General features: G+C 62.6%; 22 protein-coding genes and 1 pseudogene. 12 read left to right on the forward strand and 11 right to left on the reverse strand.

The features are described from left to right. Window positions 1-94 precede the first annotated feature (94 nt). On the reverse strand, window positions 95-400 hold the full coding sequence (locus ACYJSS_RS13610; protein WP_236204699.1) for a hypothetical protein: 306 nt from the start codon (window positions 398-400) through the stop codon (window positions 95-97). Between the two features lie 194 nt (window positions 401-594). Beyond that, window positions 595-1,548 carry a toll/interleukin-1 receptor domain-containing protein gene (locus tag ACYJSS_RS13615; RefSeq protein ID WP_373874049.1) on the reverse strand — a complete coding sequence of 318 codons (954 nt, stop codon included), beginning with the start codon at window positions 1,546-1,548 and terminating at the stop codon, window positions 595-597. A gap of 149 nt (window positions 1,549-1,697) precedes the next feature. On the opposite strand from ACYJSS_RS13615, the gene ACYJSS_RS13620 reads away from it, so the two are divergent. From ACYJSS_RS13620 to ACYJSS_RS13630, 3 genes are all read left to right on the forward strand, one after another. Beyond that, window positions 1,698-1,922: a hypothetical protein gene (locus ACYJSS_RS13620; protein ID WP_236205553.1), complete on the forward strand. Its 225-nt coding sequence runs from the start codon at window positions 1,698-1,700 to the stop codon at window positions 1,920-1,922. A 254-nt stretch (window positions 1,923-2,176) separates the two neighbouring features. Further along, window positions 2,177-2,854: a DNA adenine methylase gene (locus tag ACYJSS_RS13625; RefSeq protein WP_275672232.1), complete on the forward strand. Its 678-nt coding sequence runs from the start codon at window positions 2,177-2,179 to the stop codon at window positions 2,852-2,854. Further along, on the forward strand, window positions 2,854-3,687 hold the full coding sequence (locus ACYJSS_RS13630) for an 8-oxoguanine DNA glycosylase (RefSeq protein WP_236205554.1): 834 nt from the start codon (window positions 2,854-2,856) through the stop codon (window positions 3,685-3,687). Before ACYJSS_RS13625 ends, ACYJSS_RS13630 begins: the two co-directional genes overlap by 1 nt. On the opposite strand, the gene ACYJSS_RS13635 is transcribed toward ACYJSS_RS13630, so the two are convergent. Genes ACYJSS_RS13635 through ACYJSS_RS13650 form a run of 4 tightly spaced genes read right to left on the reverse strand, consistent with a single transcriptional unit; the run spans window position 3,622 to window position 6,431 of the window. After that, window positions 3,622-4,302, reverse strand: a complete 681-nt coding sequence (locus tag ACYJSS_RS13635) for a nitroreductase family protein (RefSeq protein WP_236205555.1) — start codon at window positions 4,300-4,302, stop codon at window positions 3,622-3,624. The two genes, ACYJSS_RS13630 and ACYJSS_RS13635, sit on opposite strands and share 66 nt — an antisense overlap. Further along, window positions 4,280-4,885: a 7-cyano-7-deazaguanine synthase gene (locus ACYJSS_RS13640; protein WP_236205556.1), complete on the reverse strand. Its 606-nt coding sequence runs from the start codon at window positions 4,883-4,885 to the stop codon at window positions 4,280-4,282. The genes ACYJSS_RS13635 and ACYJSS_RS13640 overlap by 23 nt, the downstream gene beginning before the upstream one ends. Further along, the gene (locus tag ACYJSS_RS13645) at window positions 4,882-6,093 is read right to left on the reverse strand and encodes a PfkB family carbohydrate kinase (RefSeq protein WP_236205557.1); all 1,212 of its coding nucleotides are present in this window, start codon (window positions 6,091-6,093) and stop codon (window positions 4,882-4,884) included. The genes ACYJSS_RS13640 and ACYJSS_RS13645 overlap by 4 nt, the downstream gene beginning before the upstream one ends. 20 nt (window positions 6,094-6,113) lie before the next feature. After that, a complete protein-coding gene (locus tag ACYJSS_RS13650) occupies window positions 6,114-6,431 on the reverse strand; it encodes a hypothetical protein (RefSeq protein ID WP_236205558.1) in 318 nt (105 codons plus the stop codon). Between the two features lie 564 nt (window positions 6,432-6,995). Here ACYJSS_RS13650 and ACYJSS_RS13655 point away from each other — a divergent pair. From ACYJSS_RS13655 to ACYJSS_RS13680, 6 genes are all read left to right on the forward strand, one after another. Beyond that, the gene (locus ACYJSS_RS13655) at window positions 6,996-7,463 is read left to right on the forward strand and encodes a BRO-N domain-containing protein (RefSeq protein WP_236204701.1); all 468 of its coding nucleotides are present in this window, start codon (window positions 6,996-6,998) and stop codon (window positions 7,461-7,463) included. After that, window positions 7,460-7,711, forward strand: a complete 252-nt coding sequence (locus tag ACYJSS_RS13660; RefSeq protein WP_173178733.1) for a hypothetical protein — start codon at window positions 7,460-7,462, stop codon at window positions 7,709-7,711. Before ACYJSS_RS13655 ends, ACYJSS_RS13660 begins: the two co-directional genes overlap by 4 nt. Window positions 7,712-8,541: 830 nt before the next feature. Next, window positions 8,542-9,960, forward strand: a complete 1,419-nt coding sequence (gene ccoG / locus ACYJSS_RS13665) for a cytochrome c oxidase accessory protein CcoG (protein WP_236204702.1) — start codon at window positions 8,542-8,544, stop codon at window positions 9,958-9,960. A 77-nt stretch (window positions 9,961-10,037) separates the two neighbouring features. Next, the gene (gene mapR, locus ACYJSS_RS13670) at window positions 10,038-11,447 is read left to right on the forward strand and encodes a GntR family transcriptional regulator MpaR (protein ID WP_236204785.1); all 1,410 of its coding nucleotides are present in this window, start codon (window positions 10,038-10,040) and stop codon (window positions 11,445-11,447) included. Window positions 11,448-11,759: 312 nt separating this feature from the next. Then, the gene (locus tag ACYJSS_RS13675; RefSeq protein ID WP_236204703.1) at window positions 11,760-11,957 is read left to right on the forward strand and encodes a hypothetical protein; all 198 of its coding nucleotides are present in this window, start codon (window positions 11,760-11,762) and stop codon (window positions 11,955-11,957) included. Window positions 11,958-12,111: 154 nt separating this feature from the next. Next, the gene (locus ACYJSS_RS13680; RefSeq protein ID WP_111263384.1) at window positions 12,112-13,584 is read left to right on the forward strand and encodes an inorganic phosphate transporter; all 1,473 of its coding nucleotides are present in this window, start codon (window positions 12,112-12,114) and stop codon (window positions 13,582-13,584) included. 69 nt (window positions 13,585-13,653) lie between these two features. On the opposite strand, the gene ACYJSS_RS13685 is transcribed toward ACYJSS_RS13680, so the two are convergent. After that, window positions 13,654-15,144, reverse strand: a complete 1,491-nt coding sequence (locus ACYJSS_RS13685) for a helicase HerA-like domain-containing protein (protein ID WP_111263383.1) — start codon at window positions 15,142-15,144, stop codon at window positions 13,654-13,656. A 118-nt stretch (window positions 15,145-15,262) separates the two neighbouring features. On the opposite strand from ACYJSS_RS13685, the pseudogene ACYJSS_RS13690 reads away from it, so the two are divergent. After that, window positions 15,263-16,285, forward strand: a pseudogene (locus ACYJSS_RS13690) (HAMP domain-containing protein); the annotation flags it as partial. Between the two features lie 90 nt (window positions 16,286-16,375). Further along, the gene (locus tag ACYJSS_RS13695) at window positions 16,376-17,140 is read left to right on the forward strand and encodes a methyl-accepting chemotaxis protein (protein ID WP_371921724.1); all 765 of its coding nucleotides are present in this window, start codon (window positions 16,376-16,378) and stop codon (window positions 17,138-17,140) included. 25 nt (window positions 17,141-17,165) lie between these two features. Here the strand turns inward: ACYJSS_RS13695 and ACYJSS_RS13700 are convergent, their stop codons facing one another. From ACYJSS_RS13700 to purU, 3 genes are read right to left on the reverse strand one after another with little or no spacing between them, the layout of a single operon-like run. Beyond that, window positions 17,166-17,342, reverse strand: a complete 177-nt coding sequence (locus ACYJSS_RS13700) for a hypothetical protein (protein WP_021218046.1) — start codon at window positions 17,340-17,342, stop codon at window positions 17,166-17,168. 10 nt (window positions 17,343-17,352) lie between these two features. Then, entirely contained in the window at window positions 17,353-17,772 is a 420-nt protein-coding gene (locus tag ACYJSS_RS13705; protein WP_236204704.1) for a CBS domain-containing protein, read from the reverse strand. Between the two features lie 28 nt (window positions 17,773-17,800). Beyond that, entirely contained in the window at window positions 17,801-18,652 is an 852-nt protein-coding gene (gene purU, locus ACYJSS_RS13710; protein ID WP_111263380.1) for a formyltetrahydrofolate deformylase, read from the reverse strand. A gap of 309 nt (window positions 18,653-18,961) precedes the next feature. Between purU and mvaT the strand changes: the two genes are divergently transcribed. Continuing rightward, on the forward strand, window positions 18,962-19,339 hold the full coding sequence (gene mvaT / locus ACYJSS_RS13715) for a histone-like nucleoid-structuring protein MvaT (protein WP_111263379.1): 378 nt from the start codon (window positions 18,962-18,964) through the stop codon (window positions 19,337-19,339). A gap of 82 nt (window positions 19,340-19,421) precedes the next feature. Here the strand turns inward: mvaT and sbcB are convergent, their stop codons facing one another. Further along, a complete protein-coding gene (sbcB, locus tag ACYJSS_RS13720; protein WP_111263378.1) occupies window positions 19,422-20,852 on the reverse strand; it encodes an exodeoxyribonuclease I in 1,431 nt (476 codons plus the stop codon). Between the last annotated feature and the right edge of the window lie 172 nt (window positions 20,853-21,024).

Genomic DNA, 21,024 nt, shown 5'->3' on the forward strand with positions numbered 1-21,024 from the left:
GTCTGCGGATGAATTCGATGAGTTCACTGGACCGAGCAAGGGTTAGAGCACTGCACCAACGACCTCGATTTGCGGTTCGGTGTATGGCCAGACCTCAAGGACACCAGCCCAAAGACGTTCCGAATGCGTCTGCAAGACGAGCCAGCTTCTCAGCGGCCTTTGCAGAAATAGCGAGAGGCGGCTCTTTGATCATGTAATACAGGTGATCGAGGGCGACTCCGGCCTCGCCGTGAGCCAGGTAGTCCAAAACAATTTCTCTCCCATTCTCAAGACCTTCTTGAGCCAGAGGATGGTCATCAGGTACGGGGCCGAGCTGCGCATAAGCCTCTGACATCAATGCAGAGACCTCATCCAGAACTTCACACAGGTCTGCATGCAGTGTCGGGCTCAGTTGACTCATCTCGCTTTACTCACTGTCCGCTCTCGGCCAAAAGCAGCCGGTGGATTCTGGCTGTGCGATTCATTCTCTGCGTAAGCTAGTTACAAGGCCTATTCAGATACCGGTGACGAAACATAGTTTGAGGCGGCCTCTGAGACCGCCTTGTCATTTCTGGCTCAAGGATTCTTTTTCAGCACCCGCAGGCAGGCGTCAGCTCAACGCTGCAGAGGGGCGATGACGGTTTCCCATAGCATCTCAGCGGCGCCTTCCTGGGACAGCTTCTGGTCCTGCCCCCTACGGAAGGTCATCCCCAAGCTGGTGAGATAGAGAGACTGGTCATCCGCTTGCACCGTAAGCATTTCGTTGTAGGAGTTGCCACTGAACGAAGCGCCCTGGCTGTAGTAGATCCCCGCCCCCATTTGCCCTCCAACGAAGACTGTTGCTCTCGCAACGTCTTGGCCATCTTTGTAGATGGTCGCGGAGAACCTATTGGCGTCGACACGACGAAACACGCCCTCGAAGCCAGGGTTTCGCGCCTGGAGCTCTTGCAGAGAGTTTTCGAAATAGCGGGCGATGTATTCGAAGGTATCAATCTGGAATCGGTCTCTGTCCAGCTGAGTGAACGTCTTGGCAAGGCGAAGGTTGCTTGATCGCGGCCCGCTAGGCACTGCCTGTTGAGGGGTAATCAGTTCGACTCGAGCAGCTTGCGGGCTAGCTTTCGCATGAGTGCTGCGCAACTTTTCAGCCGCTTTACGGACCTCTTTCGCCACCTGCAAGAACGCCTCATCCCTGTCAGGCCACTGCGTTACCGGCTTTCCATCCTGAGGAGTGCCAAGCAGTTTGCCGAATGGCGCGTAGTGCCAATCACATGCGCGCAGGATCACCGGGATGACGATCGCCTCCCCCGCATGATGGCGCTCCATGGCCCGATTCATCTCGATGTTGTAGCAATAGTCCGAAGCGATGAAGTCCGGGCTGACCAACAACAAGATGATCTCATCGCTGTTGATATGGTCATCAATGGCAGTATCGATTTCCTGGCCAGCATGGATCCTTCGATCATGCCAAGTCTCGATGACTCCTTGCCGCTTTAGCATGGCGAGCTGCTTCTCAAGCTGATCTCGCAGCGCTTCGTCAGCGTGACAGTATGAGAAAAACACATTCGGCAAGATGGTTACTCCAACTGATCGAAGATGGCCCAATCTTACGGCCTGTTTTATGCCTAATACAAAGCCTCCTGAATTGTGATTTCCTAATAACTACAATCCCAAGTCAGCGTAACCGCACCTCGCCTGCCACAAACAAAACGGAGCACGGCATGGAGATCGTCACCCTTGTCCAAATCAGCTTGAACCACATAAAAACAGCCATCGGCGTCGGGGGCGGCTTCAGGCCTACCCTGTCGCGCGTGGTGTTTGCAGAAGCTAAAGATGCGGAAATTCAGACTTTGCGCGACGTGGTTATCAAGGCAGCCGGGGAGAACGGAGAGGCGGGAACGCTCGATGATCTCAAGCACCGGGCATCCTATGGACCAGGGGCATAGTCTTCGACATTCAGGCAGGCAACGTCTCATACAGCCAGGCTTATGCAAACTGCGAGGCGTTCCCAGCACTCAAGTCTGGAGACCGCTACTTCCGCCTTGAGGAAGTCAAAACAGCGCCCCGCCATTTGTGACACCTGCATGCCAATTCCTGGTGAGTGCAGTGCGATGAGTCAGTCTGCACAGCCACTACCCCCTGGATCTCCGTTCAGCCGTTAAGCGTTGACATCATCGTCATTTCTGACGATGCTGGGCTCATGAGATACCCAGGCGGAAAAGGCAAGTGCTACCAGCGCTTGATCAACCTGATGCCACCGCATCAGACATACATTGAGTCCCACCTTGGTGGTGGCGCCGTCATGCGCAACAAGAAAGCTGCGCAGCGGAACATCGGCTTGGACCTTGATTCCAAGGTCATCGAGCTTTGGCAGTCGAAGCTCCCCGGGACCTGTGAGCTCCACCAGGTCGATGCCCTGTCCTTCCTCGAAAGCTATGCGTTCGAAGGAGAGGAGCTGGTGTATGTGGATCCGCCCTACGTTCCCGATACGCGCCGGCGCGAGAAGGTCTACCGCTGCGACTACACCGAAGCTGACCACATCCGTCTACTGCGTTGCTTGGTCGCACTACCTTGCAATGTGATGCTGTCGGGCTATGACTGTGATCTCTACAACAGAGAGTTGGTCGGGTGGCGGAAAGTCAGTTTTCCAGCAAAAACCCACGTAGAGATGCGCGAGGAAGTGGTGTGGATGAACTTCGCCCCCCCTAGTCGACTGCACGACACCCGCTACCTCGGCGAGACCTTCAGGGACCGCCAGACCATTCAGCGCCGCCAAACCAGGCTCCGCACTCGCATCGAGAGCCTGGACCCCATCGAGCGGCACGAATTACTGCAGTGGATGCAAGAGCTCTACGGCAACGACGAGGAGGCCGCCTAATGCAACTTGGCGCTATTTTCATGGACCAAGTGGTCTTCAATGTCGAGCTACCCCAAGCAGAGGCAGAGGTCCTTCCAGGCGTCCCATGGGGTGCCATGGAAGCATTCCCGACGCCGGCATATTGGGCATACCAGGTCTATGCCCGCCGGCTCACCGGCAACCGAATCAACTACAAGCTCGGTGCCACGCTGAAAGAAGAAGTCGGCGCTTGCCTGTTGGGTGGCCATGGCATTCCTGCCAACGTCGGCATCGCTGCCTTCCATCACGTAAGAGAGCGTGGTGCTTTCGGCGAGAAGCCCCCAGCAGAAGAAGTCCTGCTTGAGTGGCTGCAGGAGCCCCTCGCGATCGACGGACGCGAAGTCCGGTACCGGTTCGCCAAGCAGAAGGCGCGCTATCTCAGCGCCGCGCTTCAGAAGCTTTCTGCTGAGCGACCGCCTCTTTCGTCAGGAAAGGAGCTTCGTGACTGGCTGCTGGCTATCCCTGGCATTGGTTACAAGACCGCGTCATGGGTAGCTCGCAACTGGCTGGACGCCGACGACGTGGCCATCCTGGATATCCACATCCTGCGGGCAGGCCTGCTGGGCAAGTTCTTCGAGGACAACCTGACGGTCGAGCGCAATTACCTGGAGCTCGAGGAACAGTTCATCCGCTTCAGCAAAGGGCTCGGTGTCAGGGCTTCCGAGCTGGATGCGCTGATGTGGCTGGAAATGATGTCGTCCCCCTCCACGGTGCACAGCATCATGGGGATGGGCCACCATAATCCCGACTCAGCTGCTCGCGGCCGCACCAAGAAGCGCAAGACCAACCCCCGCCAGCTTGCCCTGATCGGCTAAACCACTGGCCCAAGGCTCGCCCGTGATGCCGAGCGGGCAGAAGTTGAGTCCCTGGGCTGTAGCCGTCAGGGCCATCACTCCGAGCAACGCGCCCGCATCACGCCAGATGAGACTGCACCCGTCTTGGTACTTCCCCAAGGTCCTCTCTGGCTCGGCCAGGAATAGAAAACGGGTTGCCTGATCGCCTGCCAGAACCTGCAGGCTCAGATCGAGCAGGCCTGCGAGCCTGGCGGACGCATGCTTAATCTCTGCGAGCTGATGACTCCTGGGCACATACAACCACCACCGGCCATCTTCAGGTCGCTTTATGACGACATGAATAGGGTGAATCGCGCCTGCGGACGGCGCCGCTCGATGCTCTAGGTCGAAACCAAGTTCCGAAGCACCCACTCCACGCGTTCTGCAGGCCAACCAGAGGAATGCACCGAGCTGCTGGTCATCAACAGAGCCGAACTCACGATGCGACGCGCGGGCGTCTATGACCTCGCTGAACGGCCGATCAGGCACACCCGAGGTGGATGGGAGCGAGCAAGTCACACCCAGCTCCCACACGATCGGGGTGTAAGGCTCAGGAGCACTCCTGGGCAGGGGATCAGCCAGGTCGATCCAGGTCATAGCCGACCTCTAGGAAGACCTCCATGTACTTGTTGCAGCCGCGGCAGTTACCACATGCCACGTGAGATTTGTGGCAACTGTGGGCCCAGGCCAGGAGCCCAGCTGGAATGCCCGACTGACGCACAAGCTCAGCAGTAGAAAGCTCGATCGCGGGGGCCTCAACCACAATGCCGCCCTCCTGCAGGGAGAGCAGATGGCTGATTGCAGCCATGAACTCAGGCGAACCATCTTTGTGGAAGCCATCCGACTTAACCGTGCCGAGCCATAGGTGTGTCACGCCAAACGAAATCGCCTTCATCGCCGCCAGCGTGACCAGCATCTGGTTCCTATACGGCCACCAGTCGGAGGCCGGTGCCAAGCCTTCAGCTTGGGTGCCCACCATGTCTCCAGAGCCAAGCTGACGACAGTCGATCTCAATCACGTGATGTGGAATATCCAGCTGCTGGCAGATCGTGCGTGAAGCTTCGATCTCAGCCTGTGCCGCCAGCTGACCGTAGTTGAGGGTGAATGCGATGTCTGGCCGCTTCCACCAAGCAAGCGTCAAGGAGTCCATGCCTCCGGACAACAGCAAACCTGTTTTCATAGCTCCACCGCTTCCCAGACCATCTGATAGACCGCACTGACGTAGTCATCAGACATGGTGCAATCGGAGCCCTCCATCATCTTCTGATCTTGCTCGGACTCATTCTCCGCATAGAAAACGACGGGCTTGTTCAAGGCTCGGGCGTAACCAATCTCGAAAATCGTGCCCGAGTCAAAGCCATCGCCGATCGCGAACAGCACATCACAGTTGCGGACACCTTCGAGGTCTTTTTCCACAACGTCTCCCGCGGTGCCCAGACCGACATCGTGGTAGGGAGAAAAAACGTCGAGGCCCATGGCTTTCAGGTCCCGGCGAGCCTGCCCGACCATCCAGAGCTCAGCGAGCGTAAAGAACGGGCCAGCGAGGTAGACCTTGGGTATGTAGCCATCGCGGTACCGCTGAGAGGGCTGCAAGGCCTTCGGCTTGAATGCTGCCAACAAGGCTTGGTCGGGGAATCCCTGGCTCTCGCAATAGAAGGCTGTCGCGATGGACGCAATCGAAGCGGCATCGTGAGCAGACAGGCCGTTGTCCAGCCACCCCAGCGCAAAGTGGGCAGCGAAGGTGTCACCGGAACCGATCTTCCATACGCGCTCCGTGCGATAGGCCGGTACCGTGGAGATCTTGCCGTTGTCGTACACAAAGGCACCCAAGGGCCCCATTTTGATGACAACAACTTCCGCGTTTTCCTGTTTAGCCAAAGCAGCCGCGATGTCCTGAGGGGACAATCCGCGGGAGCCGGGCAACAGCAAGTTGGCTTCGTGGCGATTCAGGACCAAGGCCAGGTGCTTGGCGGTGGAGCCATTGGCGCTGAAGGATTCAGGCTCATCAGCGTTCTGGGGATCAAACACCGCGAAGTCTGCACTCACCACCGCGGTTCCATCGATCATGCCGAAGCGGAGGACCTTCTCTCCGCTCACCACCAAAGTCGACCTGGCATGAGTACCACGTCGAATGTCGGGATTGGCCAGACCATGGATGTACTCAAAGGTCACCCCTGCTTCAGCAGGTGCGCCATTGAACTTGAAGCCCTCAGCGGCTGCGCGCGCCTCTACAACTTCTTGGGTTCCACTATCTACGGAGGCGTGCAGTTCAGCTATACCGCCGAAACGGGCAATCGCCGTTGCCGCGCGTCCTGCCGATCCATAGATATCGTCCCAACCCGGGCGCATACACCGCTCCCGGTAAACGCCTCCTACGATGGTGATCATGGAGCTCTCCTTGCCCGCGATTAGACGTGATACACCCGAACTCGCACTTGCCCGCCGCTGATGCCCAGTACACGAGCCTGGAACTGTTCGTTCTGGTTCATGCAGTTCCGCAGTTGGTTCAGGTGTGGATCGACAATCCCACCCGCCTCAACGCCATTCCACAGCGCAACAACAACCTGGTTACCACCTTGCCCAAAGGCAATGTCGAGCACATCGCCGACCTGCAGCCCTGCAATCACCTGAGCTTTCGGCGATGCAAGCTGAGTGTCGAACCGAAGAGTTGAACAAGAATCGCTGGGGGTATCTGGACCCAGATAGCTACCGCCTGAACCGGACATATTGCATTTCCTTCTGCTAGTCGACTGGAGTTTTAGGGATATCACAGTGTGCAGGCAAAGTGCCATTGACCACCGTCAATGATGAGTGGACTGCCCGCGTAGATGACGTGAACGTCGTCTTTGGCTACCACATCTAGCCGACCAGCACCTCACTCGTGAACGTCCGCTTTTGGCCGATTTCTGCCACTCACAAGCAGCAGACCCTGTTAGTTAGGCGTTGATTTGCTCGCATTCACGCCCCCTGTAACGAACGACTGCCACACCCTTGCCCTCCCAGCCCCTCCTCCCTATCCTCCCCGAGCCACGGTAAATCCCGTGGCCGGGTTTGACAGCCCGATGACAAGGCGCGGTGCGCCACAAGGTGCATGCGAAAAACAGCGAATGTTTTTTGCAGGCACGAGCACGCATGCAGTTTTCAACTGCATTGCTTTATGGCGGATCGCGCGGGGAGACCCCCGTGGTCTGCCGGTCTCTTGTCCCGGTCTGTCAACCCCGCGCGATTCGCCACCCTTCGAATGACAGCGAAGGATGGCGGAGTGGTCCACCGGACAAGGAACCTATGCCATGAAAAATGCATTCACCCCTCTCGTTTTCTATCACCACCACCAACGCCTGCGCGCCGCGATGGTCGACAACCAGCCCTGGTTCGTCGCCCATGATTTCGCGCAGTTGATCGGCCTGGCCGATGCCCTCCCCTTGCTCCCGGCCCTGGAGCCTCACCAGCAGAAAACCCTCGCCCTCATCTACACCGACGGCTTCCATGAAGAGGTGGTGGTGATCAGCGATATCGGCGCCTACCGGGCGCTGTTCCAGTTCGGCACGCCCAGGCACGGCAATGTGGGCCGCTGGGTGAACGAAGTGCTGGTGCCGACGCTGCATGACTATCACCGCACGCCCGATGCGGCCCCCACGCGTGAAACGCTGACCTACGAGGGCCGGCAGTTGGGCGTGGTGCGCTGGCAGGGTGAGCTGTGGGTGGCCTGGCGGGATTTGCCGCTGTTCATGGCCGGCGGCCAGGAGGTGTCGGTATGAGCCAGGAGGTTGCGGAACGCCGGCTGCGGCAGTTGGTGGATCGGATGGAGTCGCGGTTGAACACCGTGCATGTGATCGCCGAGATCATCCGGGACAACGCGGGCCTGCGCGAGGGCATCCCCGGGCCCTACCTGGATGAGGTCGGCGAAGGGGCCTTGATGGATGCGATGGTGGACCTGTGCCGCAGCAACCAGCAGGAGTTCTGGCAGCTGATGAAGCTGGAGCAGCTGGCGTTGTGGAAGAGCTGACCCGAGCCGGGCCCCTCTCGGCGTCGGGAGGGGCCTTTGGGGCAACGGGGTTGCCCTTGTACGGGTGCTCTGGATGGACCGCGCGGGAGAAGTCTTTCACGAGTAAAAATCCACGCTCGCGGAAGGTGGCTTCGCTTTTGCCCTTCTGGAAGGGTCGTAATCAGGCCTCGGAGCATGCAGCCGCCGCTCACTCCGGACGTAGGGTGTGCTGCGCGCACCTCGGACTCGCCACCAGCACCGCGCTGAATGCACCCGTCATGCACATGAGGCCCTGTTGCAGACAGCCTTGCGCGGGAACTCCCCGCCCTCTGTCGAGTGGTTCCCCGCATTCGCGAGGATGACGGGGGTTGGCTGGGCGCCCGGATTTGTACCGTCACCCTCGCGAACGCGGGGGCCACTGAAACGTTGTGCCATGCAGACTCGGGCACCGCTGCGCGAATGAATCGATCCCACACCGCTGCGGCACTTCATGGTGCTGCTCCATCCGGACGATGCGCCTGCACAGGTGCGGGGCGAAGCCTTGCCGGTCCCCGCCACGTGCTGCTGGTGTGCGAGTACGCCATGGGGGTGGAACAGCGCCGGCCGGGGTCAACCCCTGCCAGGCGCAGATCGCCAACTGCTATCGCCCGGTGCTGCGCCTCTAACGCTGCGACCTATTGCCGCGCATGCCGCACGGTGCACCCGGGCTACGCCCGGAACCAAGTGCCTTGCGGCATGGGCGGTCCTCCCGTTCCATCTGATATGGTTTTTGCCCCATCACCTGAATCTGTTTCCAGTATCAGCCTCTCCCTATAGTCCGCCTCGCCGTCATAGCCCAAAAGGCCAGCATCATGAGCGAGATGATTCCCGTCAGGCAGGTAGAGGTCGTCCAACCGAGTCGCCCCGCCGCCGCCAGCAAGTCCCTTTACGCCTCCAGTGCCCCCATCCACACCCGCAGTTTCACGGGGCGGTTCCGCAACTTCCGCCTGCTCGGCGCGGGGCTGCTGTGCCTGTTGTTCTTCGGCACCCTCTGGTTCGACTGGGATGGCCGCCAGGCCGTGCTCTGGAGCCTGGAGGACAGCAAGTTCTACATTTTCGGCGCGACCTTCTGGCCGCAGGATTTCATCCTGCTCTCGGGGCTGCTGATCATTTGCGCCTTCGGGCTGTTCTTCATCACGGTGTTCGCCGGCCGGGTCTGGTGCGGCTACAGCTGCCCGCAAAGCGTCTGGACCTGGATGTTCATGTGGGTCGAGCAGCGCACCCAGGGCGACCGCAACCAGCGCATCAAGCTGGCCGCCGCGCCCTGGGGCGTGGAGAAGGTGGCGCGCAACGTCGCCAAGCACGGCCTGTGGCTCGCCATCAGCCTGGCGACGGCGGTGACCTTCGTCGGTTACTTCACCCCGGTGCGCGAACTGGCCACCGAGCTGGTGACCCTTCAGGCCGGCGGCGTCTCGCTGTTCTGGGTGCTGTTCTTCACCGCCGCCACCTACGTGAACGCCGGCTGGATGCGCGAGCAGGTGTGTATCCACATGTGCCCCTACGCCCGCTTCCAGAGCGTGATGTTCGACAAGGACACGCTGATCGTGTCCTACGACGCCGCCCGGGGCGAGTCCCGTGGGGCGCGCAAGAAGGGCAGCGACCCGAAGGCCCAGGGCCTGGGTGATTGCATCGATTGCACGGTGTGCGTGCAGGTCTGCCCCACCGGCATCGACATCCGCGACGGCCTGCAGATCGCCTGCATCGGCTGCGCGGCCTGCGTGGACGCCTGTGATTCGGTGATGGACAAGATGGGCTACGCCCGTGGCCTGGTGGGCTACAGCTCGGAACGCGCCCTGGAGGGCGGCCACACCCACCTGCTGCGGCCGCGCCTGATCGGCTACGCCACGGCCCTGGTGCTGATGATCGGCGCCTTCGGCTGGCTGCTGGCCTCGCGTTCGGAAATATCCCTGGACGTGATCAAGGACCGTGGCATGTTCCGCGAGAACGCCGCCGGCGAGATCGAGAACATCTACAACCTCAAGCTGATCAACAAGACCCAGCTCAGCCATCGCTACCGCCTGGAGCTGGCCGAGGGCGAGGGCCTGCGCCTGCAGGCACCGGCGGAGGTGAGCATCGAGGCCGGCGAGATCCTCGAACTGCCGGTCTCGGTGGCGCAGGAGGACGACACCCTGGGCGGCGGCTCCCGCGAGCTGGTGTTCCGCATCACCAGCCTGGACGGTGACACGGCGACCGCCACCGCCGACAGCACCTTCGTCAGCCCGAGGCGCTGAGCATGGACGGCGCAGCTGGCGGCGTCCCGACGCAGCGCTTAGAGTGGGCGGCCCAGGCCGCCCACCCGCAGGACAAGATGAAGCGCTACGAGAAATTCGCCGACGAGATCGCCGAGCTGATCCGTACCGGCGTGCTCGCACCGGGGGAGAAGGTGCCCTCGGTGCGGCATGCCAGCCGCACCTACGGCGTCAGCGCCTCCACCGTGTTCCAGGCCTACTACCTGCTGGAAAGCCGTGGACTGATCATGGCCCGCGCACGCTCCGGCTACTTCGTCTGCCAGCACGTGCAGCGCCCGCTGCGCGAGCCCGAGGTGGCCAGCCGCGAGGCCGCCACCACCGAGGTGGACGTCAGCGAGCTGGTGTTCTCGGTGCTCAGCTCCATCAAGGACCCGGACACCGTGCCCTTCGGCTCGGCCTTCCCCAGCCCGGAGCTGTTCCCCCTGCAACGCCTGGCGCGTTCCATGTCCCACGCGGTACGGGAGATGGACCCGCGCTCCACCGTCGCCGACATGACGCCCGGCAACCACGCCCTGCGCCGGCAGATCGCCCTGCGCTACATGGTCGGCGGCCTGCCGCTGCCCATCGAGGAGCTGGTGATCACCAACGGCGCGCTGGAGGCACTCAACCTCTGCCTGCAGGTGGTGACCCGCCCGGGCGACCTGGTGGCCATCGAGTCGCCGGCCTTCTACGCCAGCCTGCAGGTGCTGGAACGGCTCAAGCTGAAGGCGGTGGAGATCCCCGTGCACCCGCGCGAGGGCATCGACCTGGAAGTGCTGGAGCGCAGCCTCGAACAGTTGCCGATCAAGGCCTGCTGGTTCATGAGCAACTTCCACAACCCGCTGGGGGCGAGCCTGACCGAAGCGCGCAAGCGACGCCTGGCGGAACTGCTCAAGCAATACCAGGTGCCGATGATCGAGGACGACGTCTATGCCGAGCTGTACTTCGGCCAGCAGGCGCCCAAGCCGGTGAAGGCCTTCGACAGCGAGGGCCTGGTGATGCACTGCAGTTCGTTCTCCAAGAGCCTGGCACCGGGCTACCGGGTCGGCTGGGTGGCCGGGGGGCGCTATGCCGGGGAGATCGAGCGGCTGAAGCTGATGACCAGCATCTCCGCCTCGGTCCCGGCCCAGGCGGCCATCGCCGACTACCTGCAGCACGGCGGCTACGACCGCCACCTGCGGCGCCTGCGCTACGCCCTGGAAAGCCAGCAGAACGCGATGCTCGCCGCAGTCGCCCGCCATTTGCCGGAGCAGACCCGGGTGAGCCGTCCGGACGGGGGCTACTTCCTCTGGCTGGAATTCCCCGAGCAGGTGGACTCGCTGCGCCTGTTCCAGCTGGCGCTCGCCCAGGGCATCAGCATCGCGCCGGGGCCGATCTTCTCGGCGACCCGGAGTTTCAGCAATTGCGCACGCCTGAACTACGGCCACCCCTGGACGACACGCAGCGAACAGGCGATGGAAACGCTCGGACGCATCATCCGCAGCCTCTGAACAAGCACCAGGGACGTGCACGGCGAGTGCAACGAAAGTTGAACTCGTCGTGACTTCGGCTTTCTATTCGATAGAGCTTCTGGTGAGTTTCCCTATATACTTCGCCGCCCCTCCGAAGTTATCCGGCTTAGTTGCGCAAAGGCGCGATGCGCCTGGCTCTCGGTGGTGTAAGAAAGTCGACCGGGATGGTCGCTGAAGAAAATGGAACGGCCGTCCGGCCCAAGTCCATGACAGGCGAAAGTTGCAGAAGGCCCTCGCGCCCTCCATCGCCGGAAACTCAAGACCCATTATTCAGACCAAGCGGATCAATACGTGACGAAAGACGAACTGCGCGCCGAACTCGAGCGCCAGGAAAAACGTTACAAGGATGTTTACGGCGGCGAAGTGACCACTTATGCCGCGCAGCCCGACCCCGAACGCAAACCCTGGCGCAAGCGCCCCACCTACCAGGACCAGGCCTTCGAGCGCGAAATCCAGAAAATCGAGAAAGAACTCGGCCAGGACAGCTGAAACGATTTCGAACAATGCCCTGCATGGCCCTGATTTACTGGGCTGCGCTGCCGTGACGCAGTGGTAACCGATACCGATCAGCGGTCGGACGCTGGGCGCGGGCCGGTTTTCTGGCATAATTCGCGCCCCCTAACCAGCCTGTCACTAAACCTTCATGTTCGATCTCTTCAGCGGGCTTGATGCCTGGCTGGTGCTGAGCCTGTTGCTCGCCCTGGCATTCGTCCTGACCTTCGAGTTCATCAACGGTTTCCATGACACCGCCAACGCGGTGGCCACGGTCATCTACACCAAGGCCATGTCGCCCTACCGCGCGGTGGTCCTCTCCGGCATCTTCAACTTCCTCGGCGTGCTGCTGGGCGGCGTCGGCGTCGCCTACGCCATCGTCCACCTGCTGCCGGTGGAGCTGCTGATCAACGTCAACACCGGCCACGGCCTGGCCATGGTGTTCTCGCTGCTGGCAGCGGCCATCACCTGGAACCTCGGCACCTGGTACTTCGGTATCCCGGCCTCCAGTTCGCACACCCTGATCGGTTCGATCCTCGGCGTCGGCCTGGCCAACGCGCTGATCAGCGACCTGCCGCTGGGCGAAGGCGTGAACTGGGGCAAGGCCATCGATATCGGCCTGTCGCTGATCTTCTCGCCGGCCGCCGGCTTCATGGTCGCGGCATTGCTGCTGCTGTCGCTGAAGTGGCTGTACCCGGCGTCGAAGATGCACAAGACCCCGGAGACCCGCAAGGAAGTCGACGACAAGAAGCACCCGCCCTTCTGGAACCGCCTGGTCCTGGTGCTTTCGGCCATGGCCGTGAGCTTCGTGCACGGTTCCAACGATGGCCAGAAAGGTATCGGCCTGATCATGCTGGTGCTGATCGGCATCGTGCCGGCCAAGTTCGTGCTCGACCTGAACAGCACCACCTACCAGATCGAACGCACCCGTGACGCGGCCACCCACCTGAGCCAGTTCTACCAGCGCCACAACGACACCCTCGGTGAGATGCTGGCCCTGGGCAAGGCCACCCCCAGCGAGATGCCGCAGGCGTTCCGTTGCGATCCCAAGCAGACCGAAGCGACCATCGATGGTCTGCTGACCAACCTCAAGGGCGTCGCCAGCTACGCCGACATGAGCGAGGAAACCCGCGTCGAGACCCGCCGCTACCTGCTCTGCCTGGACGACACCGCGAAGAAGGTGGGCAAGCTTTCCGACCTGCCGGCCCGCGAGAAGGCGGACCTGGAGAAGCTGCGCAAGGACCTGACCGCCACCACCGAATACGCGCCCTTCTGGGTGATCATCGCGGTGGCCCTGGCCCTCGGCATCGGCACCATGGTCGGCTGGAAGCGCGTGGTACTCACCGTCGGCGAGAAGATCGGCAAGCAGGGCATGAGCTATGCCCAGGGCATGAGCGCGCAGATCACCGCCGCCGCCGCCATCGGCCTGGCCAACATCTACAGCCTGCCGGTTTCCACCACCCACGTGCTGTCCTCCGGCGTGGCCGGCACCATGGTCGCCAACAAGAGCGGCCTGCAGGGCGGCACCGTGCGCAACATCCTGCTGGCCTGGGTGCTGACCCTGCCCACCTCCATGGCCCTGGCCGCTGGGCTGTTCTGGATCTCGACCAAGCTTTTCGTCTGATCCCCCCGCTATAAGAAAGGGCGCCTACGGGCGCCCTTTTCGTTGCGGTGTCCCCCGGGTTGGCGGGCACTAGCGGCGTTTGCCCCCCAGCAGCGATCCCATCAGGCCGCGCACCAGTTGGCGGCCCAGCTGGTTGGCCGCCTGGCGCACGGCGGTCTTCATCGCCTGGCTGGCGAGACTGCCCAGGAGTTCGCCAGCGGCACCGGCGAACCCCGGGTCCGGATCGGCGGGCCCGGCCTTGCCCTTGGCCTCGGGAGCGACCGGTGCCTCGGCGGCGCGGGCGCTGAGGATCTCGTAGGCGGACTCACGGTCGATCGGCTTGTCGTAGCGCCCGGCCTGGGGCGAGCTGCGCACCCGCTCGGCGCGCTCGGTCTCGCTGAGCGGCCCGATGCGCGACTGCGGTGGCGCGATGGCGACGCGCTGCACCATGGCCGGCGTGCCCTTCTCCTCCAGCGTGCTCACCAGCGCCTCGCCGATGCCCAGCTCGGTGAGCACGCTGAGGCTGTCGAAGGCCGGGTTGGGACGAAAGCCGTCGGCGACCGCGCGCAGGGATTTCTGCTCCTTGGCGGTGAAGGCGCGCAAGCCGTGCTGGATGCGCAGGCCGAGCTGGGCCAGCACCTCGTCGGGCAGGTCGCCAGGGGACTGGGTGACGAAATAGACGCCAACGCCCTTGGAGCGGATCAGCCTCACCACTTGCTCCAGGCGTTCCTGCAGGGCCCGGGGCGTGTCGTTGAACAGCAGGTGCGCCTCGTCGAAGAACAGTGCCAGCACCGGTTGCTCGGCGTCGCCGCGCTCGGGCAGCTGCTCGAACAGTTCGGCCAGCAGCCAGAGCAGGAAGGTGGCGTAGACCTTCGGCGCCTCGTGCACCAGGCGGCTGGCATCGAGCAGGTGGATGCGACCACGACCGTCGCGGTCGGGGTGGAGAATGTCTTCCAGTTGCAGCGCCGGCTCGCCGAACAGGGCATCGGCGCCCTGCTGCTCCAGGGTCGCCAGGCGCCGCAGCAGTGCCTGGGCGGAGGCACCGGCGAACAGGGCGCGGTCCTCGCCGAGCAGTTCGGGGTGTTCGCGCAGGTGGTTGAGCAGCGCCTTCAGGTCCTTGAGGTCGAGCAGCAGCAGGCCCTCGCGGTCGGCCACCTGGAAGGCGGCGTAGAGCGCGGCCTGCTGGCTGTCGGTGAGTTCCAGCAGGTTGCCCAGCAGCAGCGGGCCCATTTCGCTGAGGGTGGTGCGCAGCGGGTGGCCGCTCTTGCCGGCAACGTCCCAGAGCGTCACCGGGTAGGCCTTGCTCTGGTGTTCGAGCCAGGGCATCGAGGCGATGCGTTCGGCGATCTTGCCCTGGGGCTCGCCAGCGGCACCGAGGCCGCACAAGTCGCCCTTGATGTCGGCCGCGAAGACCGCCACGCCCGCATCGCTGAAGGCTTCGGCGAGGCGTTGCAGGGTCACTGTCTTGCCGGTTCCGGTGGCGCCCGCGACCAGGCCGTGGCGGTTGGCCAGGCGCAACGCCTGGGTGATCGGCTGGCCGGAGGGGTCAGCGCCAAGAATTATCGATCTGGATGCAGGCATCTCGCCATCCTCAAGCTTTACTGGTTCTTTACCGACACAGTGTTCAACGCCGGATCCGTTCATAAAAAACCGGTGGCCCGCCAAGACTGGTACCTGCCTCAATCGGACGCAAGAAGACATGACCAAGAACCTGAAGTTCAGCCACAAGATCCTGCTGGCAGCCTCTCTGGTAGTGATAGCGGCGTTCTCGCTCTTCACGCTCTACAACGACTACTTGCAACGGAATGCGATCCGCGAGGATCTTGAAAGCTACCTCAGGGAAATGGGGGACGTGACCGCCAGCAACATCCAGAACTGGCTTTCGGGCCGCATCCTGCTGGTGGAGAACGTCGCGCAGAACATCGCCCGGCATGCCGAGGCCGAGTCCGTGACCTCACTGCTGGAGCAGAAGGTGCTGGCCTCGACCTTCGCCTTCACCTACCTGGGCAGCTCGGACGGCTCCTTCACCATGCGCCCGGACAGCGCCATGCCGGAAGGCTACGACCCACGTACCCGCCCCTGGTACAAGGACGCCATGGCCGCCGGCGGCACCACGCTGACCGAGCCCTATATCGATGCCGCCACCAGCGCGCTGATCATGACCATCGCCACCCCCGCCGGGGACAAGGGCGTGGTCGGCGGCGACCTGAGCCTGGATACGCTGCAGCAGATCGTCAATTCGCTGGATTTCCAGGGCATGGGCTACGCCTTCCTGGTCAGCGAGGACGGCACCATCCTGGTCCACCCCAACAAGGACCTGGTGATGAAGAAGCTGGCGGATCTCTACCCGCAGAACACCCCGCGCATCAGCACCGATTTCTCCGAGGCCGAGCTGGACGGCGAGGCACGCATCCTCACCTTCGCCCCGATCAAGGGCCTGCCGACGGTGAAGTGGTACATCGGCCTGTCCATCGACAAGGCCGAGGCGTTCTCGATGCTGCGTGAGTTCCGCACCTCGGCGATCATCGTCACGGTCGTGGCCGTGGTGATCATCATCGCCCTGCTGGGCATGCTGATCCGCGTGCTGATGCAGCCGCTGCTGCTGATGGGCCGCGCCATGCAGGACATCGCCCAGGGCGAAGGCGACCTGACCCGCCGCCTGGAGGTGCATTCCCAGGACGAGTTCGGCGAGCTGGCCCAGTCCTTCAACCGGTTCGTCGAGCGCATCCACGCCTCCATCCGCGAGGTTTCCGCCACCACGCGCCAGGTCAACGAAGTGGCCAAGCTGGTGCTGTCGGCCTCCAACTCGTCGATGAGCAACTCCGACGAGCAGGCCCAGCGCACCAACAGCGTCGCTGCGGCGATCAACGAGCTGGGCGCCGCCGCCCAGGAGATCGCCCGCAACGCCGCCGATGCCTCGCACCAGGCGTCCGATGCGCGCAACCAGTCCGAGGACGGCCGCCAGGTGGTGGAGAAGACCATAGTCGCCATGAGCGACCTGTCCGGGAAGATCCGCGCCTCGTGCGGCAACATCGAGACGCTGAACAGCAAGACGGTGAACATCGGGCAGATCCTCGAGGTCATCAAGGGCATCTCCGAGCAGACCAACCTGCTGGCGCTCAACGCCGCCATCGAAGCCGCCCGTGCCGGTGAAGCCGGCCGGGGCTTCGCGGTGGTGGCGGACGAGGTGCGCAACCTCGCCCACCGCACCCAGGAGTCGGCGCAGGAAATCCAGAAGATGATCGAGGAGCTGCAGGTGGGCGCGCGCGAGGCGGTCAACACCATGACCGAGAGCCAGCGCTACAGCGAGGAGAGCGTGACCATCGCCAACCTCGCCGGCGAGCGCCTCTCCAGCGTGACCCAACGCATCGGCGAGATCGACGGGATGAACCAGTCCGTGGCCACCGCGACCGAGGAACAGACCTCGGTGGTGGAGTCGCTGAACATGGACATCAACGAGATCAACATGCTCAACCAGGAAGGCGTGGAGAACCTCCAGGCCACCCTGCGCGCCTGCGCCGACCTGGAGCAGCAGGCTGCCCGGTTGAAGCACCTGGTGGACAGCTTCCGCATCTGAACCCCGCGGGCATGAAAAAGGCGCCTCAAGGCGCCTTTTTCGTTTCGTCGGCTTCGTCCTGGATCTGTTTCCAGAGGGCCTCGGCATCCGGGAAGTCGGTGCCGTCCTCCTCGTCCAGCGCCTCGGGGTCATAGCGCCGCACGCATCCCTCGCCGAGGGTGGGCGGGGCTTTCGAGGTCGCGCGGTCGAGAGGGTCGGACATGCTCAAGCTCCTAGGTCGGGCGGCCGGCATCGTGCTGGGCGAAGGCCTTGATCGCGCGCAAGGCGTCACGACGGCTGAGCACGCCCACCAGCACACCGCCTTCCACGACCGGCAAGGCCTCATGCTGCTCGCGCAGCAAGCGCTGGCAGACATCGACCACGTCCTCGTCCGGGGAAACGCTCCCCGGCTGCGCCTGCATGCACGCGCCCACCACTCCCCCTACGGCATCGTAGTAGGCACCGGAAAGGATGCCGCGCAGGCAGTCGGACTCGGACAGCATGCCTAGCAGGTGGCCCTGGGCGTCGACCACCGGGGCACTGCTAAGGCGGTGCTCCAGCAAGCGCTCGATGGCCAGGAACAGGTCGGTGTCCGGCCGGAAGCTCACCTGGTGATGGGTCATGTAGTCACGAACCTGGACGGACTTGAGCATGGGATCGTTCCTTGTTCCTGTTACGCGATCAGTCGAAGACGACGGTCTTGTTGTCGTGCACCAGCACGCGGTCTTCCAGGTGGTAGCGCAGGCCGCGGGCCAGGACCAGCTTCTCCACGTCCTTGCCGAGGCGCACCAGGTCCTCGATGTTGTCGCGGTGGCTGATGCGCACCACGTCCTGCTCGATGATCGGGCCGGCGTCCAGCTCCTCGGTGACGTAGTGGCAGGTCGCACCGATCAGCTTCACGCCACGCAGGGATGCCTGGTGGTAAGGCTTGGCACCGATGAACGAGGGCAGGAAGCTGTGATGGATGTTGATCACCTGGTGACGGTACTTCTGGCACAGGTCCGGCGGGATGATCTGCATGTAGCGCGCCAGCACCACGTTGTCGGCCTTGTGCTCGTCGATCAGGCGCGAGACCTGCTCGAAGGCCGGCTGCTTGTTCTTCGGGTCCACCGGCACGTGGAAGTACGGGATGCCGTGCCATTCGACCATGCTGCGCAGGTCGTCGTGGTTGGCGATCACGCAGGGGATCTCGCAATCCAGCTCGCCGCTGTGCCAGCGGTGCAGCAGGTCGGCCAGGCAGTGGGACTCGCGACTGGCCATCAGCACGACGCGCTTCTTGACGGCGGAGTCGGTGATGCGCCACTCCATGGAGAACTCACGGGCGATGGGCGCGAAGGCCTGGCGGAAACCCTCCAGGTCGAAGGGCAGCGAATCGGCGCGAATCTCGTGGCGCATGAAGAACCATCCACTCTGTGTGTCGGAGTGATGGCTCGCCTCGGTAATCCAGCCGTTATAAGTAGCCAGGAAATTACTGACCTTGGCTACGATGCCAACGCCGTCCGGACAGGCGATCACCAGACGAAATGTGCGCATGGGGGAAACTCCAGATACTTCGCAAAGGCGGCCATTCTATCCACACACCGTGAAAACTTCAGCTGCCCCGTGAAGTTCCCGTCACCGCATGCTCCCCATCGGCCCAACTCGGAGGGCGGCCCCGATGCACGCAAGTTCCAACCTCCGGATCGATCGATTGGGACAGTGCGCATTAATTCAAACAACGGCCTGTCGGGAAAATAATCCCGACAAAACTTTTCCCGCTGTTTACTTGTATTAGCGCGCTGACTATTATCCCTGACATTCAAGTCACCGCCGCCAACACCATTTTCACCAAGGGACTCAGACATGTCGCTGATCAACGAATACCGCGCCACCGAAGAAGCCATCAAAGAACTGCAAGAGCGCCTGAAGAACCTGTCGCAAGACGACAAGCTGAAGAAAGAGCTGGAGTTCGAAGGCAAACTGCGCACCCTGATGGGCGAATACCAGAAGTCCCTGCGCGATATCATCGCCCTGCTCGATCCGGACTCCAAAACTTCCAAGGCCCCGCGTGTTGCCGCCAAGACCACTGGCAGCAAACGCGCCCGCAAGGTCAAGCAATACAAGAACCCGCACACCGGCGAAGTTATCGAAACCAAAGGCGGCAACCACAAGACACTGAAAGAGTGGAAAGCCAAGTGGGGCGCCGACACCGTTGAAAGCTGGGCCACCCTGCTGGGCTAATTGCCAACGGAACGAAAAACGCCAGCGAAAGCTGGCGTTTTTTATTGTCCGGAATAACCCCTTGTTGCAAAGGGGCATCCCTTCATAGCCGGTAGCGCTGGCGCAATACGGCGGCGTGTTCCGCCCAGGCCTGGAGTATCGCCGACTGGGCGGGCGTGGCGCCCGCGCTCAGCTCCTGCACGGCCTGATCGAACGCCGCCAGGGTAGTGGGCGCGCCCAGGGCCGGATCAACCAGCCGGTTTCTGCAGAATGCCGTCCATTGTTCCTGTTCCGCAGGTGACAAAGTGTCCGGGAAGTTTCGAGCGCGGTAACGGAAGAGCAACTCCGGTAAACGCACATCATCGAATGGCCAGGGTTCACGCGCCAGGCGAAGCGGTTCGGCATTTCGCACTTGCTCGCAGAGTCGCCTGTCGCGATCACCAATAAAACCGTCATAGAGTTGCTGCTCCGGATCTTCGGTTCCGGGAAAGGCGTCCTCCGCGTAAATGACCGGTAACTTGTCCTGCCACTGCGTGCGCAACTCGGCAAGTTGTCGCGCCGTTTCCTGAATCCCCGCCAAGTCCACTTGCAGGCGCTGCTGGTCCGCCGCCCGCAGGACACTAAGCGGGGCCACTACCGGGCAACGATTGATATGCACGAGTTTCAACGGCACCGGCACTTCGCCCTCCGCCAATTCATCGCGCCTTGTATAGAGGCGACGTCGCAGAGTTTCCGCATCGAGGTTCAGCAGCGGCGATACATCCGATAACAGGTCGCAGACTATCAATGCATTGCGGTTCTTCGGATGCCAGGCGAGCGGCATTACCACGGAGAAGTAATGCCGTGCCGCCGAAAAACGACCGGATATATGCACCAGCGGCTGCAGCAGGCGGATCTGTTCCTGCACCTTGTGCTTGCTGCGCAACTGGAAGAGGAAGTCGTACAACCTCGGCTGCCGGTCCCGCACCAGGCGCGCCAGGGCGATGGTGGCGCGCACATCGGAAAGGGCGTCGTGGGCCTGGCCATGGTCGATGCCGTTGGCGGCGGTCAGGCGTTCGAGGCGCAGCGACACACGCCCCTCCTCGGTCGGCCACTCGATGCCTTCCGGGCGCAGGGCATAGGCGGTACGCAGGGTGTCGATCAGGTCCCAGCGGCTGTTGCCGCCCTGCCACTCCCGCGCATAGGGGTCGTGGAAGTTGCGGTAGAAGCTGTAGCGGGTCATCTCGTCGTCGAAACGCAGGGTGTTGTAGCCCGCGCCGCAGGTGCCCGGTCGCGACAACTCGGCGTGCACGCGGGTGATGAACTCGCCTTCGTCCAGCCCCTTTTCGCGCAGGGTCTGCGGAAGGATCCCGGTGACCAGGCAGGCGCCCGGGTGGGGAAGGATGTCGTCGCTGAGCCGGCAATAGAGGTTCAGCGGCTGCTCGATCTCGTTGAGCGCCTCGTCCGTGCGGATGCCCGCCACCTGGATGGGGCGGTCGCAACGCGGATTGATGCCGGTGGTTTCGTAGTCGTACCAGAAGATGCTGGAAGTCACGCTGCCTCCTATGGCCAAGGGGCCGGAGTCTATCACCCGGACGGCCGGGGCCGGCGCCCGCCAATTCGCCAAACAGTGACGCAGCCGATTGAATTCGTCCTGCCGAAACCAGAAAATACCGCGCTCGCGCCATGCCCGCCCCGGGCCTGAGCCTCCTGCACCGACTCACAAG

This window comes from Pseudomonas sp. No.21, assembly GCF_054558415.1.

Bases quoted from the DNA above. Each gene is read 5' to 3' on its own strand.
- ACYJSS_RS13650 (WP_236205558.1), bottom strand. From the start codon at position 6,431: ATGTCCGGTTCAGGCGGTAGCTATCTGGGTCCAGATACCCCCAGCGAT.
- ACYJSS_RS13620 (WP_236205553.1), top strand. From the start codon at position 1,698: ATGGAGATCGTCACCCTTGTCCAAATCAGCTTGAACCACATAAAAACA.
- mapR (WP_236204785.1), top strand. From the start codon at position 10,038: ATGAAGCGCTACGAGAAATTCGCCGACGAGATCGCCGAGCTGATCCGT.
- ACYJSS_RS13700 (WP_021218046.1), bottom strand. From the start codon at position 17,342: ATGTCCGACCCTCTCGACCGCGCGACCTCGAAAGCCCCGCCCACCCTC.
- ACYJSS_RS13610 (WP_236204699.1), bottom strand. From the start codon at position 400: ATGAGTCAACTGAGCCCGACACTGCATGCAGACCTGTGTGAAGTTCTG.
- mvaT (WP_111263379.1), top strand. From the start codon at position 18,962: ATGTCGCTGATCAACGAATACCGCGCCACCGAAGAAGCCATCAAAGAA.
- ACYJSS_RS13635 (WP_236205555.1), bottom strand. From the start codon at position 4,302: ATGACCTGGATCGACCTGGCTGATCCCCTGCCCAGGAGTGCTCCTGAG.
- purU (WP_111263380.1), bottom strand. From the start codon at position 18,652: ATGCGCACATTTCGTCTGGTGATCGCCTGTCCGGACGGCGTTGGCATC.
- ACYJSS_RS13630 (WP_236205554.1), top strand. From the start codon at position 2,854: ATGCAACTTGGCGCTATTTTCATGGACCAAGTGGTCTTCAATGTCGAG.
- ACYJSS_RS13640 (WP_236205556.1), bottom strand. From the start codon at position 4,885: ATGAAAACAGGTTTGCTGTTGTCCGGAGGCATGGACTCCTTGACGCTT.
- ACYJSS_RS13655 (WP_236204701.1), top strand. From the start codon at position 6,996: ATGAAAAATGCATTCACCCCTCTCGTTTTCTATCACCACCACCAACGC.
- ACYJSS_RS13660 (WP_173178733.1), top strand. From the start codon at position 7,460: ATGAGCCAGGAGGTTGCGGAACGCCGGCTGCGGCAGTTGGTGGATCGG.
- ACYJSS_RS13680 (WP_111263384.1), top strand. From the start codon at position 12,112: ATGTTCGATCTCTTCAGCGGGCTTGATGCCTGGCTGGTGCTGAGCCTG.
- ACYJSS_RS13645 (WP_236205557.1), bottom strand. From the start codon at position 6,093: ATGATCACCATCGTAGGAGGCGTTTACCGGGAGCGGTGTATGCGCCCG.
- ACYJSS_RS13685 (WP_111263383.1), bottom strand. From the start codon at position 15,144: ATGCCTGCATCCAGATCGATAATTCTTGGCGCTGACCCCTCCGGCCAG.
- ACYJSS_RS13625 (WP_275672232.1), top strand. From the start codon at position 2,177: ATGAGATACCCAGGCGGAAAAGGCAAGTGCTACCAGCGCTTGATCAAC.
- ACYJSS_RS13695 (WP_371921724.1), top strand. From the start codon at position 16,376: ATGAGCAACTCCGACGAGCAGGCCCAGCGCACCAACAGCGTCGCTGCG.
- ccoG (WP_236204702.1), top strand. From the start codon at position 8,542: ATGAGCGAGATGATTCCCGTCAGGCAGGTAGAGGTCGTCCAACCGAGT.
- ACYJSS_RS13705 (WP_236204704.1), bottom strand. From the start codon at position 17,772: ATGCTCAAGTCCGTCCAGGTTCGTGACTACATGACCCATCACCAGGTG.